Annotated in this window: 12 protein-coding genes; 5 read left to right on the forward strand and 7 right to left on the reverse strand. The window is 74.1% G+C overall.

Going from position 1 to position 18,092, the window contains the following annotated elements; all coding sequences use genetic code 11:
* Nucleotides 1-231 precede the first annotated feature (231 nt).
* The 3 genes from BUE37_RS18220 to BUE37_RS18230 are packed head-to-tail and all read left to right on the forward strand — an operon-like array spanning nucleotide 232 to nucleotide 3,957.
* A complete protein-coding gene (locus BUE37_RS18220) occupies nucleotides 232-1,422 on the forward strand; it encodes an acetyl-CoA C-acetyltransferase (RefSeq protein WP_073421728.1) in 1,191 nt (396 codons plus the stop codon).
* A complete protein-coding gene (gene meaB / locus BUE37_RS18225) occupies nucleotides 1,419-2,453 on the forward strand; it encodes a methylmalonyl Co-A mutase-associated GTPase MeaB (protein ID WP_245794712.1) in 1,035 nt (344 codons plus the stop codon). The genes BUE37_RS18220 and meaB overlap by 4 nt, the downstream gene beginning before the upstream one ends.
* Nucleotides 2,454-2,490: 37 nt before the next feature.
* The gene (locus BUE37_RS18230; RefSeq protein WP_073421729.1) at nucleotides 2,491-3,957 is read left to right on the forward strand and encodes a phytoene desaturase family protein; all 1,467 of its coding nucleotides are present in this window, start codon (nucleotides 2,491-2,493) and stop codon (nucleotides 3,955-3,957) included.
* Nucleotides 3,958-4,030: 73 nt separating this feature from the next.
* Here the strand turns inward: BUE37_RS18230 and BUE37_RS18235 are convergent, their stop codons facing one another.
* The gene (locus BUE37_RS18235) at nucleotides 4,031-4,918 is read right to left on the reverse strand and encodes a hypothetical protein (protein ID WP_073422007.1); all 888 of its coding nucleotides are present in this window, start codon (nucleotides 4,916-4,918) and stop codon (nucleotides 4,031-4,033) included.
* A 153-nt stretch (nucleotides 4,919-5,071) separates the two neighbouring features.
* Between BUE37_RS18235 and BUE37_RS18240 the strand changes: the two genes are divergently transcribed.
* Complete coding sequence (locus BUE37_RS18240) at nucleotides 5,072-5,605, forward strand: MarR family winged helix-turn-helix transcriptional regulator (RefSeq protein ID WP_073421730.1); 534 nt, start codon at nucleotides 5,072-5,074, stop codon at nucleotides 5,603-5,605.
* A 35-nt stretch (nucleotides 5,606-5,640) separates the two neighbouring features.
* Entirely contained in the window at nucleotides 5,641-6,609 is a 969-nt protein-coding gene (locus BUE37_RS18245) for a tetratricopeptide repeat protein (protein ID WP_073421731.1), read from the forward strand.
* Between the two features lie 7 nt (nucleotides 6,610-6,616).
* On the opposite strand, the gene BUE37_RS18250 is transcribed toward BUE37_RS18245, so the two are convergent.
* The 6 genes from BUE37_RS18250 to BUE37_RS18275 form a co-directional block, all read right to left on the reverse strand.
* Nucleotides 6,617-8,011, reverse strand: coding sequence for a neutral zinc metallopeptidase (locus BUE37_RS18250; RefSeq protein ID WP_073421732.1), 1,395 nt, complete (start codon nucleotides 8,009-8,011; stop codon nucleotides 6,617-6,619).
* A gap of 59 nt (nucleotides 8,012-8,070) precedes the next feature.
* Nucleotides 8,071-9,456 (reverse strand): neutral zinc metallopeptidase, encoded by a 1,386-nt coding sequence (locus BUE37_RS18255; protein WP_073421733.1) that lies wholly within the window; start codon nucleotides 9,454-9,456, stop codon nucleotides 8,071-8,073.
* Nucleotides 9,457-9,645: 189 nt separating this feature from the next.
* Nucleotides 9,646-12,594 (reverse strand): 1,4-alpha-glucan branching protein GlgB, encoded by a 2,949-nt coding sequence (gene glgB / locus BUE37_RS18260; protein ID WP_073421734.1) that lies wholly within the window; start codon nucleotides 12,592-12,594, stop codon nucleotides 9,646-9,648.
* A 58-nt stretch (nucleotides 12,595-12,652) separates the two neighbouring features.
* Nucleotides 12,653-14,038 (reverse strand): maltokinase N-terminal cap-like domain-containing protein, encoded by a 1,386-nt coding sequence (locus tag BUE37_RS18265; RefSeq protein ID WP_073421735.1) that lies wholly within the window; start codon nucleotides 14,036-14,038, stop codon nucleotides 12,653-12,655.
* A complete protein-coding gene (treS, locus tag BUE37_RS18270; RefSeq protein WP_073421736.1) occupies nucleotides 14,035-15,885 on the reverse strand; it encodes a maltose alpha-D-glucosyltransferase in 1,851 nt (616 codons plus the stop codon). The genes BUE37_RS18265 and treS overlap by 4 nt, the downstream gene beginning before the upstream one ends.
* A 55-nt stretch (nucleotides 15,886-15,940) precedes the next feature.
* The gene (locus BUE37_RS18275) at nucleotides 15,941-17,968 is read right to left on the reverse strand and encodes an alpha-1,4-glucan--maltose-1-phosphate maltosyltransferase (protein WP_073422008.1); all 2,028 of its coding nucleotides are present in this window, start codon (nucleotides 17,966-17,968) and stop codon (nucleotides 15,941-15,943) included.
* Nucleotides 17,969-18,092: the final 124 nt, after the last annotated feature.

The raw sequence follows: 18,092 nt of genomic DNA on the forward strand, positions 1-18,092 counted from the left end.
ATCTTGGCGCAAGACGTCTGAGACGACTCTCCCGTGTGGCGGGCATCACGCCCCGCGGGTCCGCCCCGGACCGCCCGCTGCCCGGCGGACGACGGGACCCCCGGGCGGCCCGTCGACCCGGTTGGAGAACCGATCTATCCTGACCGGCAGCCCGTTCGCCGCGACTCGCTGTCCTGCGGGTGCGGCCCGATCCGCGGTCGCCAGCGTCGGCGACGCGCCCTTGGAGGCAGCATGTCCCGCTCGGTCATCGTCGGCGGCGCCCGGACCCCGATGGGCCGGCTCCTCGGCTCGCTCAAGGACTTCTCCGCCGCCGACCTCGGCGGCGTCGCCATCAAGGCGGCCCTCGAGCGCGCGGGCATCAGCGGCGACCAGGTCGACTACGTGATCATGGGCCAGGTCATCCAGGCCGGCGCCGGCCAGAACCCGGCCCGCCCGGCCGCGGTCGCCGGCGGCATCCCGATGACGGTCCCGTCCTTCACGCTCAACAAGGTCTGCCTGTCCGGCCTCGACGCGATCGCGCTGGCCGACCAGCTCATCCGCGCCGGCGAGTTCGACGTCGTCGTCGCCGGCGGCATGGAGTCGATGACGCAGGCGCCCCACCTGCTGCCGAGCTCCCGCACCGGCACCAAGTACGGCGACGCCACGCTGGTCGACTCGATGGCCCACGACGGCCTGTCGGACACCTTCGACCAGATCGCCATGGGCGCCCTGACCGAGCGCGCCAACGCGCAGTACCAGCTCACCCGCGAGGAGCAGGACGCCTTCGCCGCGGAGAGCCACCAGAAGGCCGCCCGCGCCCAGAAGAACGGGGTCTTCGACGAGGAGATCACCCCCGTCCTCATCCCGCAGCGCAAGGGCGACCCCATCGAGTTCCGCGAGGACGAGGGCATCCGCGCCGACACCACGGTCGAGACCCTCGCCAAGCTCAAGCCGGCCTTCGCCAAGGACGGCACCATCACCGCCGGCACCGCCTCCCAGATCTCCGACGGCGCGTGCGCGGTGGTCGTCATGTCCGCGGAGAAGGCCGCCGAGCTCGGCTGCACCGTGCTCGCCGAGATCGGCGCGCACGGCGTCGTCGCCGGTCCGGACGCCACGCTGCAGAGCCAGCCGTCGCGGGCGATCCAGAAGGCCTGCGCCCGCGAGGGCATCGACCCGAAGGACCTCGACCTCGTCGAGCTCAACGAGGCCTTCGCGGCGGTGGGCATCGTGTCCACCCGCGAGCTCGGCATCGACCCGGAGAAGGTCAACCCGAACGGCGGCGCGATCGCGCTGGGCCACCCGGTCGGCATGAGCGGCGCCCGGATCGTCCTCGACCTGGCCCTGGAGCTGCGTCGTCGCGGCGGCGGCGTCGGGGCGGCCGCGCTGTGCGGCGGTGGCGGCCAGGGCGACGCGCTGATCCTGCACGTGCCCGCGAAGGCGTGACCTCGGACGGCGTCGTCCTGGACGGCACGGCCGTCGCGACGCCCGGCCCCGTCGCCCCCCGTGGGCGGCGGGGCCGGCGCGCTGTCGACGTCCCCAACCTCGTCGCCCGCGCCCGCGACGGCGAGGCCCGCGCGGTCGCCCGGCTGATCTCGCTGGTCGAGGACGCGAGCCCGGTCCTCCGCGAGGTCGCCGCGGCGCTGGCCCCGCACACCGGGCACGCGCAGGTCATCGGCCTGACCGGTTCGCCCGGGGTGGGCAAGTCCACGACGACGACGGCGCTGGTCCGCGCGCTGCGGGCCGCCGGCCGGCGGGTGGGCGTGCTCGCCGTCGACCCGTCCTCGCCGTTCTCCGGCGGCGCCCTGCTCGGCGACCGGGTGCGGATGCAGGACCACGCCGGCGACCGCGGCGTCTACATCCGGTCGATGGCCTCCCGCGGCCACCTCGGCGGGCTGGCCTGGGCGACCCCGCAGGCGCTGCGCGTGCTCGACGCGGCCGGCTGCGACGTGGTGCTGGTGGAGACCGTCGGCGTCGGGCAGTCGGAGCTGGAGATCGCCTCGCTCGCCGACACCACGCTCGTGCTCGTCGCGCCCGGGATGGGCGACGGCATCCAGGCGGCGAAGGCGGGGATCCTCGAGGTGGCCGACGTGTTCGTCGTCAACAAGGCAGACCGCGACGGCGCCGACACCACCGTGCGCGACCTGCGGTACGCGCAGTCCCTCGGCGGGCGGCACACCGGCCCGGGCGCGTGGCGACCGCCGATCGTGCGGGCCGTGGCCTCGCGCGACGAGGGGATCGACCGGGTCCTCGCCGAGGTCGGGGAGCACCGCCGCTGGCTGGACTCCTCCGGCGAGGGCGCCCGCCGCCGCGCCGAGCGGGCCGCCCGCGAGATCGAGGCGATCGCGCTGGCCGGGTTGCGCGAGCGGATGGGCGAGGTGCGCGGGTCGGCGGCGCTGGGCGCGCTCGCCGCCGAGGTGGTGGCGGGGGAGACCGACCCCTACCGCGCCGCCGACCGGCTCCTCGCCTCGTTGTGACCGGGCGGCTCCCAGGTCCCGCGGGCAGACTGTCCCGGTGAACGGGAAGCCGGACGCCGTCGTCGTCGGATCGGGACCCAACGGCCTGGCCGGAGCCCTCCGGCTGGCCGCCGCGGGACTGCGGGTGCAGGTGGTCGAGGCGGCCGACAAGCCCGGTGGCGGGATGCGCACCGAGGAGCTCACCCGGCCCGGCTACCGGCACGACACCTGCTCGAGCGTGCACCCGATGGCCGCCGCCGCGCCCTTCTTCCGCGAGTTCGACCTGCCCAGCCGCGGCGTGCGGCTGGTGCACCCGGAGATCGCCTACGCGCACCCGCTCGACGGCGGGCGGGCGGCGGTGTCGCGGTACTCGCTGGAGGAGACCGCCGAGGGCCTCGGCTCCGACGGCGCGGCCTACCGGCGGCTGTTCGAGCCGCTCGTCGAGCACGGCCAGGACGTCATCGACTTCTTCCTCATGAGCCGGCTGCGGCGGCTGCCCACCCGCAGCGTCGGCGCGATCACGCACTTCGCGCTCAACGCGCTGCCCAACGTGCGCTGGCTGGTGCACCGGTACTTCGAGACCGACGAGGCGCGGGCACTCATCGGCGGGGCGGCCGCGCACGGGATGCTCGACCTCGGCCGGCCGCTCACCGCGGGCCTGGGCATGGTGCTCGGGATGCTGGCCCACCACCGCGGGTGGCCGCTGGTCGAGGGCGGCTCGCAGCGGCTGGCCGACGCGATGGTCACCGCGCTCGAGCAGCAGGGCGGCGAGGTGGTGACCGGCCACCGGGTCACCGACCTGCGCGAGTTCGACGGCGTCCCCGCGGTGCTGCTCGACACGACGCCCGGGGCCTTCGTCGAGATGGCCGGCGACCGTGTGAACCCGGGCTACCGGCGCTGGGTGTCGCGGTACAAGCACGGGCCGGGCGTCTTCAAGGTGGACTGGGTCCTGTCGGAGCCGGTGCCCTGGACCAACCCCCAGGTGCGCCGCGCGGGCACCGTCCACGTCGCCGGCGACCTCACCGAGACGATCGCCGGCGAGGCGGCGTCCGCGGCCGGCCGGATCACCGACAAGCCCTACGTGCTCGCCGTCCAGCCGACCGTCGTCGACCCGACCCGGGCGCCCGAGGGCGGGCACGTGTTCTGGGCGTACGTGCACGTGCCGCACGGCTCGCCGGTGGACATGACCGACGCCATCGAGGCGCAGGTGGAGCGCTTCGCCCCCGGCTTCCGGGACACGATCGTCGCGCGGGCGGTGAAGAACGCCCCGGCGATGGAGGCGTGGAACCCCAACCACGTCGGCGGGGACATCTCCAACGGCGAGGCGTCGCTGCGGCAGATGCTCGCCCGCCCGGTGCCGCGGTGGAACACCTACAAGACGCCGGTCGACGGCGTGTACCTCGCCTCGGCGGCCACCCCGCCCGGGCCCGCGGTGCACGGCGCGTGCGGCGACAACGCGGCCCGCGTGGCGCTGCGCGAGGTGTTCGGCGTCCGCGATGTCCCGCGCCTGCGCCCCGCCGCCTGACACCCGCTCTGCCGCTCCGGCCCGCCGCGTCGAGATCCGTCCGAGGGTCGTTCTGCGCCCCTGATGACGCCCCTCAGGCGGATCTCGGTGCGGCGAGCAGTGTCCGCAGGCGGGTGAGCAGTTGCGCGGGGTCCCGCAGGTCCGCGGCCGTGACGAAGACGACGAGCCAGCCGGCCGCGGTGAGGCGGTTGAGCCGCTGCCGGTCGGCGCGGAACTGCACGGGGTCGGCGTGCCAGAGCCCGTCGTACTCGACGGCGATGCGCCGGTCGGGCCAGGCGAGGTCGACCCGGGCGACAAAGCGCGTGCCGTCACGGACGACGTGCTGGGCGACGGGTCGCGGCAGCCCCGACCTGAGCAGGAGCAGCCGGAGCCTCGTCTCCTGAGGGGACTCGGCGAGCCCGTCGGCCAGCGCCAGGACGCTCCGGACGTGGCGGCAGTCCCGGCCCGTCAGCGCGGCCGCCGCCTCGCGCAGGGCCGCCAGGTCGAGGAGCCCGGTACGGAGGAACCGGTCGACGTCGACGACCGCGTCCTCGAGCGGGCGGGTTCGGGCCAGGTCCAGGGCCGTGCGGAGGGGCGTGGTCACGCGGGTGCCGCGCCGGGTCGCTGTCTCGTCCGCGCGGAGGTGCCGCCGGGTGAGGACGATCCCGGGCACCTCGCCTGCGCGGACGGAGGGCGTGACGGTGCAGGTGACGTCGTCAGCGGCCTCCGCCAGGGCCACTCCCCACAGGACGGCGGCGCTGCGCCCGCTCACGACGGCGCCCGGGAGCAGCAGCCGGCTCACCGCCAGGGCCCGGACGGCGTGGTCCACCTGCGCCGTGGTGCACGCGTAGACGTCGGGGAACAGGCGCCGCCAGGCCGAGCTGCGCAGCTGCGACCGCGTCAGGAGCCCGGCCCGGACGACAGCGGAGCCGCGGAAGACCCGGCCCACCAGCTGGGTCGGGCGGGCCGGCGGTCGGGACACGGGTGGGGATGCTGCCGCTCCCGCCGGCGCGACGTCGGCGTCGTCCACAGGCGGCACCGAGATGCGGTCCTGGGCGGTCATCGGGGCCCGGGTGACGACGCTGAGCCGCATCTCGCCGGGGGACGGACGATCAGCCCAGGTAGCGTCGGGCGCATGGTCCGGGCGCTGGGGCTGCCGTTCGACCCGATCGAGCGCGCGGGGGAGACCTGGGAGCAGCACTTCGGGCCCGCCTCGGCGATGCGCGCGGCGACGTCGGTCTTCCGGGTCCAGCAGATCCTGCTCGCCCGCTTCGACGAGGTGCTGCGCCCGCACGGGCTGACCTTCGCCCGCTACGAGGTGCTCGTGCTGCTCACCTTCAGCCGCACCGGGCAGCTGCCGCTCAAGGTCATCGGCAGCCGGCTGATGGTGCACCCGACGAGCGTCACCAACGCCATCGACCGGCTCGCCGCGGCCGGCTACGTCGACCGCCGACCCAACCCCGCCGACGGCCGCGGCGTGCTCGCCGGCATCACCGAGCGCGGCCGCGCCGTGGTGGAGGCCGCCACCGGGGAGCTGACCGCGCTCGGCTTCGGCCTCGACGACCTGCCCGAGGCCGAGCAGGAGACGCTGTTCGAGCTGCTGCGCCGGGTCCGCCTGGGCGCCGGCGACGTCGCCGGGCTCGACCCCGCCCCGTCCGCCGAGGGCTGACACGGCGCGTCCGCGCCGGTGGGATCATGGGAGCCATGCAGCCCACCCGTCCCGGACGCCCCGACCCGCGCGCGCAGGCCCAGCAGGCACAGCTGGCCGCCTCCCTCGCCGGTGCGGTCGACCTCGCCGCCGTCAAGGCGCGCTCCGAGGCCGCCGCCCGGGCCCAGGCAGCGCCGCCGCCCAGCGCCGCGGCCCCCGCGGGCGCGCCCGGCTCGGCGGTCGTCGACGTCACCGAGGCCACCTTCCAGACCGAGGTCCTCGACCGCTCCTTCCAGGTGCCGGTCGTCCTCGACCTGTGGGCCGAGTGGTGCGGCCCCTGCAAGCAGCTGTCCCCGGTGCTCGAGCGCCTCACCGCCGAGGGCGGCGGCTCGTGGGTGCTCGCCAAGGTCGACGTCGACGCCAACCCGGCGCTGGCCCAGGGCCTGCGCGTGCAGGGCATCCCCGCGGTCAAGGCCGTCTGGCAGGGGCAGCTGGTCGCCGAGTTCACCGGCGCCATCCCCGAGGAGCAGGCCCGCCAGTTCGTCACCGAGCTGGTGCGCGCCACCACCGGCGGCGCCGTCCCCGGCGCGGCCGAGGGCGAGGACGACGGCCTCGAGGACCCCCGCCTCGACGCCGCCGAGGCCGCGCTCGAGCGCGGTGACCTCGAGGCCGCCGAGGCCGCCTACGCCGCGATCCTCGAGGCCGAGCCCGACCACCCGGTCGCCGGTCTCGCGCTCAGCCAGGTGCGGCTCATCCGCCGAGCCGAGGACGCCGGCCCCGACGCCGTCGCGCAGGCGGACGCCGCCCCCGACGACGTGGCGGCGCAGACCCGCGCCGCCGACTTCCTGCTCGGCACCGGCGACGTCGAGGGCGCCTTCGCCCGCCTGGTCGACACCGTGCGGCGCACGGCCGGCGAGGACCGCGACGCCGCGCGCGTGCACCTGGTCGGGCTGTTCGACGTCGTGGGCGCCGAGGACCCCCGGGTCGTCGCCGCCCGCCGTCAGCTGATGGCCGCCCTGTACTGACCCGGGGTCACACGCCGACGTCGCAGCTGGCCGCGCCGTTCAGGAAGCCGGCGCGGAACAGGTCGACGAGCTGGAAGCCGGTCAGCTCGACGTCGGCGAGCACGTCCGGGTCGTTGCCGTACTCGAGCAGGAACTGCACGCTCTCGTCGAGGTCGCCGGGCGAGATCGTCACCGAGGTCAGCTGGGCGTTGTAGACCTGCGCGGAGTACCAGCCGGTGAGGCAGACCGCCGACTGCAGGGCCGCGGTGTCGTCGGTGGACAGGTCGAGCTGGTCGCGGGCGGCGAGCGAGTACGGGATCGCGACCCCGGTGACCAGCGCGAAGTCGCCGAGGTCGTAGGCGGCCGAGGCGAAGTCGGCGTCGTAGGCGACCAGGCCCGACCCGTCGCCGCCGTCGGGGCAGTACACGAGCGCGACGTCGGACGGCGCGCAGGACGGCGGGCCGTCGGTGCTCTGCAGCTCCGGCTCGGTGAACTGCGCGTCGAGGACCTCGGTGAACGCGCGGTCCCAGAACTCCGGCAGCGATGCCGCGAGGATGTCCTCGGTGTCGGGGAAGGGCGCGTTGCCGCCGCTGGCGAAGTCGGCGTCGCTGGTGAACTCGCCCTGGGTGAAGACCCGGTCGGGGCCGAAGCGGTCGCGGCAGGCCGTCGCGCCGTCGTCGAAGCCCTCCTGGAAGGCCGAGACCCGGTCGAAGTAGGAGCCGTGCGCCTGCTGCTCGCCGGAGCCGGTGCCCACCGGGTCGCGCAGCAGGAAGTAGCCGCGCAGCAGCTGGTCGAGGTCGGCGGTGTCGACCGAGGAGTACTCGCCGTTGCCGTCGGCCACCCAGGCCGTCCACGCGCCGGCGAGGCAGTCGGCCTGGGTCTCCGTGGCGATCGACGTCCGCGGGTAGCCCACCCGCCCCTGCACGGCGTGGCCGAACTCGTGCGCCATCACCAGCTGCGGCAGCACCTCGCCGTACTGGGAGGCCAGCTCGCCGAGGAAGGCGCGGTCGTAGCTGATCGAGTCGGAGTTCGGCACGCCCTGCGAGGAGCAGTAGAAGGCGTTGTTCTCCAGGTCGCGCGGGTCGGTGCCGCAGCCGATGCCCTCGGGGTAGGCCGCCGGGTCGATGTCGTCCGGGTCGACGCTGAAGTAGCCGCCGGCCAGCGGCGGGAACTGCTCGCCGTAGACGTCGGGGAACGTCTGCGACCAGTAGGTCTCCAGGTCGGCCAGGGCGTTGCGCGACAGCGCGTCGATCGGGTTGTCGGTGGAGCCGACGATCTGCAGCGTCCCGTCGTCGACCGACTGCGAGGGCATGCCCTGCAACGACGGCGTGCCGATGACGACGTAGGAGCACGCCGACGTCGCGAGGACGCCGAGCGTGGCCACGGCGGCGAGCAGGCCCCGGGAGCGCGCTGTCTGGCTCATCAGCGCGCCCTTACCCGCGCCGGCGCCGTCCGAACGCGGCGCCGGCGCGGGTGGGGAGGTCAGAGCCCGATGTCGCAGCCGGCCCCGCCCTCGAGGAAGCCGTCGCGGAAGGCGTCGACCATCTCGAAGCCCGACAGGTCGGTGTTCGGGAAGACGCCGTCCTCCTGGCCGTAGGTGAGCAGGAAGACGGCGGCCTCGTCGACGTCGCCGGGGGAGAGGCTGCCGATCTGCTCGAAGTCGCCGGTCCAGAACCGGGCGGTGTACCAGCCGGTCAGGCAGACGGCCGACGAGATCGCGGCGGCGTCGTCGACCGGCAGGTCCAGCTGCGCGCGGACGGCCTGCGCGTAGCCGACCGAGACGGCCGCCGCGACGGCGAAGTCGCCGATCTGCTCGTAGGCGCCGCCGAGCAGCTCGCCGTCGACGTAGACGGTGTCGTCGGCCTCGCAGTAGCCGACGTCGCGGTCCTCGGCGCCCATGTCGCCGCAGTCGGGCGCCGTGCCCTCGAAGGTCTCGATGGCCGGCGCGGTGAACTGCGCGCCCAGGCCCGGGAACACCGACTCGTAGAACGCGGGGAGGGTCTGCTCGACCAAGCCGCCGATCTCGTCGATCGGGGCGTTGCCCTCGTTGTCGAGGTCGTCCTCGGTGAGGAACTCGGTGGCGGTGAACAGCCGGTCCTCGGTGAAGTCGTCGCGGCAGGTGCCGACGCCGCCCTCGAAGCCGGCGTAGAAGCCCGACAGCCGGTCGAAGCCCGAGCCGTGCGCCCGGTCGTCGTCGGGGGCGAGACCCACCGGGTCGCGCAGGCCGATGAAGCCCAGGACGACGCTGTCGAGCTCCGACATCCGCAGCGCCGTGTGCTCGGCGTTGCCGTCGACCACCCAGCGGGTGAAGGCGCCGGCCAGGCAGTCGGCCTGGGTCTCGACGACGATCGTGGAGTCGGCGAAGCCGAACCGGCCCTGCATCGCGTGGCCGATCTCGTGCGCCATCACCGCGGGGCCGAGGTAGGGCCCGTTGGCCTCGCTGAGCTGCTGCAGCAGCGCCCGGTCGTAGGCGACGACGTCGCAGTTCGGGTCGTAGTGGGCGTTGTTCGCGACGCCCTCCGGGTCCTCCGGCGCCTCCGCGCAGCCGATCCCGGTGGCCGGGTAGGCCGACTCGTCGATCGCGGTGGAGTCGACCGAGAAGTAGCCGCCGGTGATCGGCTGGTACTCCTCGCCGAAGAACTCCGGGTACGCCTCGGACCAGAAGGCGTCGAGGTCGGCGAGGGCGTTGCGCGCCCGCCGGTCGGCCTCGGTGTCGGCCGAGCCGGTGATCGGGAAGTCGGCGGCGGCGACGTCGGCCGGCACCCCCGGGCCGGGGGCCGCGGCACCCGCGACGGTGCCCGAGCACCCGGCGAGCAGCACGCTGCCCACCGCGAGCACGGCGAGTCCGGGGCGTCGGGCATGCCTCATCGCGCGGTGTTCCTCCTCTGCCGGTGCCGGCAGCGGAGCCGGCGGGACCGTCCGGCGCCGCCGGGGGCGGCGCGGAGCCGGGCCATGATGCACGGACCGGGAGGAGCGCGGAACGGGTCTGCGCGCGGCCCCGCCGCGCGGGGAGCGCGGCGGGGCCGGGGGAGCGGAGCCGGGGAACGCGGGCGGGCGTCAGCCCTCGTGCAGCAGCCAGAGGGTGCCGAGCGGGGGAGCGGAGACGGTGGCCGAGAACGGCTGGCCGTGCCAGGACTCCTCGACGGCGTCGACGCCGCCGTAGTTGCCGACGCCGGAGCCGCCGTAGCCCTCGGCGTCGGTGTTGAGCACCTCGCGCCACCGGCCGCCGCGCGGCAGGCCGATGCGGTAGCCGTGGTGCGGCGACCCGGAGAAGTTGCAGACGACCGCCAGCGCCTGCCCCGGCGTCTGCCCGCCGTCGGGCGTCGTGCCGCTGTCGCCGGACTCGGCCGCCTCCGTGGGCGTGGGGACGTCGGCGACCTTCGGCCGGCCGTAGCGCAGGAAGGTGACGACGTTGCCGCCCGCGTCGTTGGCGTCGATCCACTGGAACCCGGCCGGGTCGACGTCGAGCGACCACAGCGCCTCGGTCTCGCGGTAGCGGGCGTTCAGGTCGGTCACCAGCTCCAGCACGCCGCGGTGCGCGGGGTCGTCGAGGTGCCACCAGTCCAGCGAGCGGCTCTCGGCCCACTCGCCGTCCTGCGCGAACTCCGAGCCCATGAACAGCAGCTGCTTGCCGGGGTGGGCCCACATGTAGGCGAGGTAGCCGCGGACGCCGGCCAGCTGCTGCCACCGGTCGCCGGGCATCTTCCGCAGCAGCGAGCCCTTGCCGTACACGACCTCGTCGTGGCTGATCGGCAGCACGTAGTTCTCGGAGTAGGCGTACATCATCGAGAACGTCAGCTGGTTGTGGTGGTAGCTGCGGTGCACCGGCTGGCGGGCCACGTAGGCCAGCGAGTCGTGCATCCAGCCCATGTTCCACTTGAAGCCGAAGCCCAGGCCGCCGAGGTGGGTGGGCCGGGTGACGCCCGGCCAGGCGGTCGACTCCTCGGCGATGGTGACGACGCCGGGGACCTCGCGGTAGATCGTGGCGTTGACCTCCTGGAGGAAGGACACCGCCTCCAGGTTCTCCCGCCCGCCGTGCACGTTGGGCACCCACTCGCCGTCCTCGCGCGAGTAGTCGAGGTAGAGCATCGAGGCCACCGCGTCGACGCGCAGGCCGTCGATGTGGAACTCCTGCGCCCAGAACAGCGCGTTCGCGACGAGGAAGTTGCGCACCTCGGTGCGGCCGAAGTTGAACACGAACGTGCCCCAGTCCGGCTGCTCGCCGCGGCGGGGGTCGGCGTGCTCGTAGAGCGCGGTGCCGTCGAAGCGGCCCAGCGCCCAGGCGTCCTTGGGGAAGTGCGCGGGCACCCAGTCGACGATGATCCCGAGGCCGGCCTGGTGCGCCCGGTCGACGAGGTACCGGAAGTCGTCGGGGCTGCCGAACCGCGACGTCGGCGCGTAGTAGCTCGTGACCTGGTAGCCCCACGAGCCGCCGAACGGGTGCTCGGCGACGGGCAGGAACTCCAGGTGGGTGAACCCGGCGGAGACGGCGTAGTCGACGAGCTCCTCGGCCAGCTCCCGGTAGGACAGCCCCTGCCGCCACGAGCCGAGGTGCACCTCGTAGATGCTCATCGGCCGCTCGTGCCAGCCGCCGCGCTCGCGCGCGGCCAGCCACTCGTCGTCGCGCCACTCGTGGGTGGACTCGGTGACGACGGAGGCGTTGAGCGGCGGCACCTCGGTGGCGAACGCCATCGGGTCGGCCTTCTCGCGCCACACGCCGTCGGCGCCGAGCACGTGGAAGCGGTAGCGGCTGCCGGCCTGCACGCCGGGCACGTAGATCTCCCAGACGCCGATCGAGCCGAGCTGGCGCATCGGGTAGGAGCGGGCCTCCCAGTAGTCGAAGTCGCCGGTGACCTTCACGCCCTGGGCGTTGGGTGCCCACACGGCGAAGGAGACGCCCTCGACCCGGCCGCGCGGGGTGTCGTAGCGGCGGACGTGCGCGCCGAGCACCTCCCAGAGCCGCTCGTGCCGGCCCTCGCCGACCAGGTACTGGTCGAGCTCGCCGAGGGTCGGCAGCCAGCGGTAGGGGTCGTCGACGAGGAAGGTGTCGGTGCCGCCCTCGCCGTTGCCGTAGCTGACGTCGAGCCGGTAGTCACCGGGCTGGCTCGGGAGACGGGCCTCGAAGACGCCGCCCGGGTGGATCTGCCGGGCGTCGTAGCGGGCGTCGTCCTGGTCGACGACGGCCACGGCGGCGGCGTCGGGGCGCAGCGCGCGCACCACCCAGCCGTCGCCGGACGGGTGCGCGCCGAGGACCCGGTGCGGGTCGCGCGACCAGCCGTCGACGATGGCCCGCAGGTCCTCCTCGGTCACCTCGTCGACGGGGTCGTGGTCGCCCTCGCCGCCGGCGCCGGAGGCGAGCCCGCCCCCGTCGCCGGGGGCCGGCTCGGCCGACGCGTCGGAGGGGGCCTCCGACGGCGACTGGGACGGGGCCTCCGACGGCGACTCGGACGGCGACTCCGACGGCGACTCGGACGGCGACTCCGACGGGGCCTGCGGCGTCATCGGCGTCGCCGGGTCGGGGTCGGGCGCCTCCGGCTGCTCCGCGGGGGCGCCGGTCGGCGACCCGGGCTCGGCGATCGGCGCCGGCGCCACCACCGGCGTCGCGGTGCCGCCCTGCTCGGCGATCACCTGCTCGGCGGGCTCGGCGGCGGTGTCGGCGACCGTCCGCTTGGCCGGCGCGCGCTTGCGGGTGGCCTTCGCGGGGGCGCCGTCCCCGGCGGCCGCGGCGGCCTTCTTCGTCGTCCGCTTCGCGGCCCTGGCCGGTGCGGCGGGCTCGGCCGCGCCGTCGCCGTCCGCGAGCGCGGCTGCGGCGGCCTTCTTCGCCGGGGCCTTCTTCGCGGCGGCCTTCTTGGCCGGGGCGCGCTTGCGGGCCGGCGTCGGGTTCACGATCGGCTCGCTCTCGGCCGCCTCGGCGGCAGCCGCCTTCTGCTCGACCACCCGCTGCAGCTCGTCCTTGGTCGCCGGCGCCTCGGGGGTCTCGTGGCCGGTGGAGTCGCTCGTCGTCATCGTCGGGGTGCCGTCCTCTGCTGCCGTCGTCTCGTCTGCGTGCGGTGCGGTGCGGGCCTCAGGCCTCGCCGGCGGTGAGCCGGGAGAGCGACTGGAGCGGGATCATCAGCCAGTTCGGCCGGTTGCGCGCCTCGTAGACGCACTCGTAGACGGCCTTGTCCGCCTCGAAGGCCCGCAGGAGAGGGGAGTCCCCGCACGGGTCGATCCCGCTCGCCGCCGAGTAGCCCGCACAGAAGGCGCCGCGGTTGCGCACTGCCCACTCCTGCGCCCGGTACGCGCGCTGGGGGTCGTCGGGCTGCTCCACGAGCATGTGACGTGCGGCGTAGTCGAAGCTGCGCAGCATGCCCGCCACGTCGCGCATCGGGCTGTCGAGCTGCCGCCGCTCGGCCAGCGGCCGGGCCGGCTCGCCCTCGAAGTCGAGCACCACCCAGCCGGTCGCGGTGCGCAGCACCTGGCCGAGGTGGAAGTCGCCGTGCACCCGCTGGCGCACCACCGTCTCGGGGCTGTCGGCGACCGCGGCGTAGACCGCCCGCAGCCGCTCGAGGTGCTCCTCCAGCTGCGGGACGACGGCCAGCGCCGCCTCGAGCCGCTCGCCCATGCCCCGTGCGGTGGCGGCGAACCAGTCGCGGTCAGCCGCCTCGGTGGGCAGCACCCGCGCGAGGTCGGCGTGCACCGACGCCGTCGCCGCGCCCAGCCGCTCGCTGTCGGCGGCGAAGTCGCCGCCCACCTCGTCGGCGTGCAGGTCGCCCTCGGCGTAGAGGTCGCGCACGCTCGCGGTGGCCAGCCGCCAGCCGTCGCTGGCGTTCGGCACGAAGGTCTGCAGCATCGCCACGGTGGCGGGCTCGCCGTCGGGGGTGTCGATCTCGACGTGGCCGAGCAGCGGGGCGATGTGCGGGTTCTCGGTGCGGCGCAGCGCCTCGCCGATCTCGACGTCGGGGTTGAGCCCGGGCTCGAGCCGGCGGAACAGCTTGAGGATGGCGTCCTGGCCGTAGACGAGCGAGGTGTTGCTCTGCTCGGTGGAGATGACGTCGCCGGGCACGCCCTCGGGGATGGCGGAGCTCCCCGACGGGGAGAAGTGCATCGGCCCGACGGTCGAGGCGGCGGCCAGGTGGGTCAGCCACGGCGTCGTGGCGTCGCGGTCGCGCAGCGCGTCGTAGGCGTAGTTCTCCCGGTCGGCGCCCTCGGCGTCCTTCACCGGCACGGCGCCGACGAAGGCCGAGGTCAGGTCCTCCTCCGGGTGCGCCCGCCACGACAGCGGCACGAGGTAGGTCTCGACGGCGCCGTCGGCGTAGGTGACCCGGACGCGGTGGACCGAGAGCACCGGCTCGGAGCGGGAGAGGAAGAAGCCCTCCTCGCTCACGTCGGCCCACTCGCGGCCCTTGCCGCCGAACCAGCGCTGGTGCGGCATCCAGTCCCGCAGGACGTGGGCCAGGGCGGTGCTCATCGGGGTCCTCCGGTGCTGGGCGGGACGTCGTCGCCGGTGCGCGTGTCGCTGCCGCCGGGGATCTGCTCGGCCTCGCTGACGAGGCCGGCGGCGAGCAGCGCGTCGGCGACCGGGCTGGTCGCGGACTCCGGCTCCGCGGCGGGCTCCTCGACCGGCTCCGCCGGCTTGGCCAGCTCGAACCAGTAGAAGCCGTGCCCGGCGAGGGTGAGCATGTAGGGCAGCACGCCGATCTGCGGGAACTCGACCCGGCCGGTGAGCTCGATCGGCGTGTAGCCCTCGAACCGGCGCAGGTCGAGCTCCACCGGCTGCGGGAAGCGCGAGAGGTTGTTGACGCACAGCACGACGTCGTCGCCGAACTCGCGGACGAACGACAGCACCGTCGGGTTGCGCGAGCCGATCTCCTCGTAGGTGCCCCGGCCGAAGGTCGGGTGCTCCTTGCGGACGGCGATCATCCGGCGGATCCACTGCAGCATCGAGTTGCTGTTGCGCAGCTGCGCCTCGACGTTGGTGGTCTGGTAGCCGTAGACCGGGTCCTGGTTCAGCGGCAGGTACATCCGCTGCGGGTCGGCGGTGGAGAAGCCGCCGTTGCGGTCGGGCGTCCACTGCATCGGCGTGCGGACGCCGTCGCGGTCGCCGAGCCAGATGTTGTCGCCCATGCCGATCTCGTCGCCGTAGTAGAGGACCGGCGACCCGGGCAGGCTCAGCAGCAGCGCGTTGAACAGCTCGAGGGTGTTGAGGTCGTTCTCCAGCAGCGGCGCCAGCCGGCGGCGGATGCCGATGTTGGCCTTCATGCGGGGGTCCTTGGCGTACTCCGCCCACATGTAGTCGCGCTCCTCGTCGGTGACCATCTCCAGGGTCAGCTCGTCGTGGTTGCGCAGGAAGATGCCCCACTGGCAGTTGTCGGGGATCGGCGGCGTCTGGGCCATGATCTCCGAGATCGGGAACCGCTGCTCCCGGCGGGCGGCCATGAACAGCCGCGGCATGACCGGGAAGTGGAAGGCCATCTGGCACTCGTCGCCGTTCTCGCCGAAGTACTCGACGACGTCGGCCGGCCACTGGTTGGCCTCGCACAGCAGCACGCGGTCGGGGTAGTCGGCGTCGACCACCTTGCGCACGTGCTTGAGGAACTCGTGGGTGCGGGGGAGGTTCTCGCCGTTGGTGCCCTCCTCCTCGAACAGGTAGGGCACCGCGTCGAGCCGGAAGCCGTCGATGCCCAGGTCCAGCCAGAAGCGCAGGGCGTCGATGATCGCCTCCTGCACCTTCGGGTTCTCGAAGTTGAGGTCCGGCTGGTGGGAGAAGAAGCGGTGCCAGAAGTACTGCTTGCGCACCGGGTCGAACGTCCAGTTCGAGCTCTCGGTGTCGACGAAGATGATCCGCGCGTCGGCGTAGCCGGTGTCGTCGTCGGCCCACACGTAGAAGTCGCCGTAGGGGCCCTCGGGGTCGCTGCGGCTGGCCTGGAACCAGGGGTGCTGGTCCGAGGTGTGGTTCATGACGAAGTCGATGATCACGCGGATGCCGCGGGCGTGGGCCGCCTGCAGCAGGGCGCGGAAGTCGTCGATGTCGCCGAACTCGGGCAGCACCGCGGTGTAGTCGCTGACGTCGTAGCCGCCGTCGCGCAGCGGCGAGGCGAAGAACGGCGGCAGCCACAGGCAGTCGACGCCGAGCCACTGCAGGTAGTCGAGCTTGTCGAGCATGCCGCGCAGGTCGCCGATGCCGTCGGCGTTGCTGTCCGCGAAGCCGCGGACGAGCACCTCGTAGAAGACGGCGCGCTGGAACCACAGCGGGTCGCTGCCGCGCGGCGGCAGGCCGGAGGTCGAGTCGGTGGGATCGGGCACGGGGAGCGTCATCGGAGCGGGTCGTCCTCGCGGTTCAGCGGTGGTCCGGGGAAGGGGCGGTCGGCGCTCAGCGGACCGGTGGGGGCCAGGTGACCGGCCGGGGGAGGTGCACCGAGAAGACGTGCGCGGGCTCCCAGTAGGGGTCGAGCTCGACGTAGTTGAACTGGCCCCAGTCGTAGCGCGCGCCGGTGATCTCGTCGGTCACGGCGAACCGCTCGTGCCAGTCGAGACCGAGCGCCGGCAGGTCCAGCGACGTCGTCCCGATCTGCCGGTTCTGGCTGTCGAGCGCGCAGACCACGAGGACGGCGTCCTGCGAGCCCGGGTCGGTCTTGGAGAAGCAGAGCAGGTTGCCGTTGTCGACGCCGTGGAAGCGCAGCGTGCGCAGCTGCTGGAGAGCGGGGTGCGCGCGCCGGATCTCGTTGAGCCTGCGCAGGTAGGGCGCCAGGCTCCGCCCGGCGGCCTCGGCGCCGGCCCAGTCGCGGGGACGCAGCCGGTACTTCTCGCTGTCGAGGTACTCCTCGCTGCCCGGCTTGACCGCCACGTGCTCGAACAGCTCGTAGCCGCTGTAGACGCCCCAGGTCGGGCTCATCATCGACGCGAGCACCGCACGGATCTTGAACATCGGCGGGCCGCCGTACTGCAGGCTCGCGTGCAGGATGTCCGGGGTGTTCACGAAGAAGTTCGGCCGCATGTAGTGCGCGTTGGAGGCGAGCTCCCGGCCGTACTCCTCGATCTCCTCGCGGCCGGTCCGCCACGTGAAGTACGTGTAGGACTGCGTGAAGCCGATCCGCGCGAGCTGGTGCATCATCGCCGGCCGGGTGAACGCCTCGGCCAGGAACAGCACGTCGGGGTCGGTCTCCTTGACCTTCCAGATCAACCAGTGCCAGAAGTCCAGCGGCTTGGTGTGCGGGTTGTCGACGCGGAAGATCCGCACGCCGGCGTCCATCCACACGCGCACGACCCGCAGCACCTCGGCGTAGATGCCCTCGGGGTCGTTGTCGAAGTTGACCGGGTAGATGTCCTGGTACTTCTTCGGCGGGTTCTCCGCGTAGGCGATCGTGCCGTCGGGCTTGGTCGTGAACCACTCCGGGTGCTCGGCCACCCACGGGTGGTCGGGCGCGGCCTGCAGCGCGAGGTCGAGCGCCACCTCCATGCCGAGGGAGCGGGTGCGCTCGACGAAGGCGCGGAAGTCCTCCATCGTCCCGAGCTGCGGGTGGACGGCGTCGTGCCCGCCCTCGGCGCTGCCGATCGCCCACGGCGAGCCGACGTCGTCGGGGCCGATCTCGTTCGGGTTGCCGCCCGGGAACTGGGCGGTGTTCGGGCCCTTGCGGTTGACCGTGCCGATCGGGTGGATCGGCGGCAGGTAGACGACGTCGAAGCCCATGTCGGCGATCGCCGGCAGCCGGTCGGCGGCGGTGGTGAAGGTGCCGTGCGTGGGCTGCCCGCCGACGACGGCGCCCTCCGAGCGGGGGAAGAACTCGTACCAGGAGCCGTAGAGCGCGGTCGGCCGGTCGACCCACACCTCGTGGTCGGCGGTCGGGGTGACCAGCTCGCGGACCGGGTGGCCGTCGAGGTACCGCTGCAGGCCGGTGGCCAGCGCCGGGGCGACGCGCTCGTGCAGGCCGCGCGTCTCGTCGCGCAGCGCGGTGACCGCGTCGGTGAGCCGCCCGCGCCACTCGTCGTCGGCGTCGGCGGCCACGCGCTCGAGCAGCCGCGCGCCCTCCTCGAGGTCGTTGGCGAGCTCGGCCGGGCCCTGGCCGGCGTCGATCTTCACCTCGACGGCGTGGTGCCAGGTGGCCAGCGGGTCGCTCCACGCCTCGACGCGGAAGGTCCAGCGGCCCTCCCGGTCGGGCACGACCGTGGCGATCCAGCGGTCGGGCTCCTCGCCGTAGCGGCGCATGCGGGTGAAGGCACCGCGCGTGCCGTCGGGAGCGGTCCAGACGACGTCGGCGGCGACGGCGTCGTGGCCCTCGCGGAACACGGTGGCCGTGATCGGCAGGTGCTCGCCGACCACGGCGCGGGCCGAGAAGGACCCGCAGGACACGACGGGGGCGACATCGGAGATGCCGAGGCGGAGGTCAGGTCGGCGAGTCATCGCGGCCACGCTATCCAGCCGGGGGGTCGCCCACACCTCGGCCGGGGGCCGCCCACCCGTCCGGTTCCGGCACGTCCCGGTGCCGTGACGGGTGTGATCCGTCCACCCTGTCGCGCGGGGCCCG

It is taken from the genome of Geodermatophilus nigrescens (assembly GCF_900129495.1).
Lineage (GTDB): Bacteria > Actinomycetota > Actinomycetes > Mycobacteriales > Geodermatophilaceae > Geodermatophilus > Geodermatophilus nigrescens.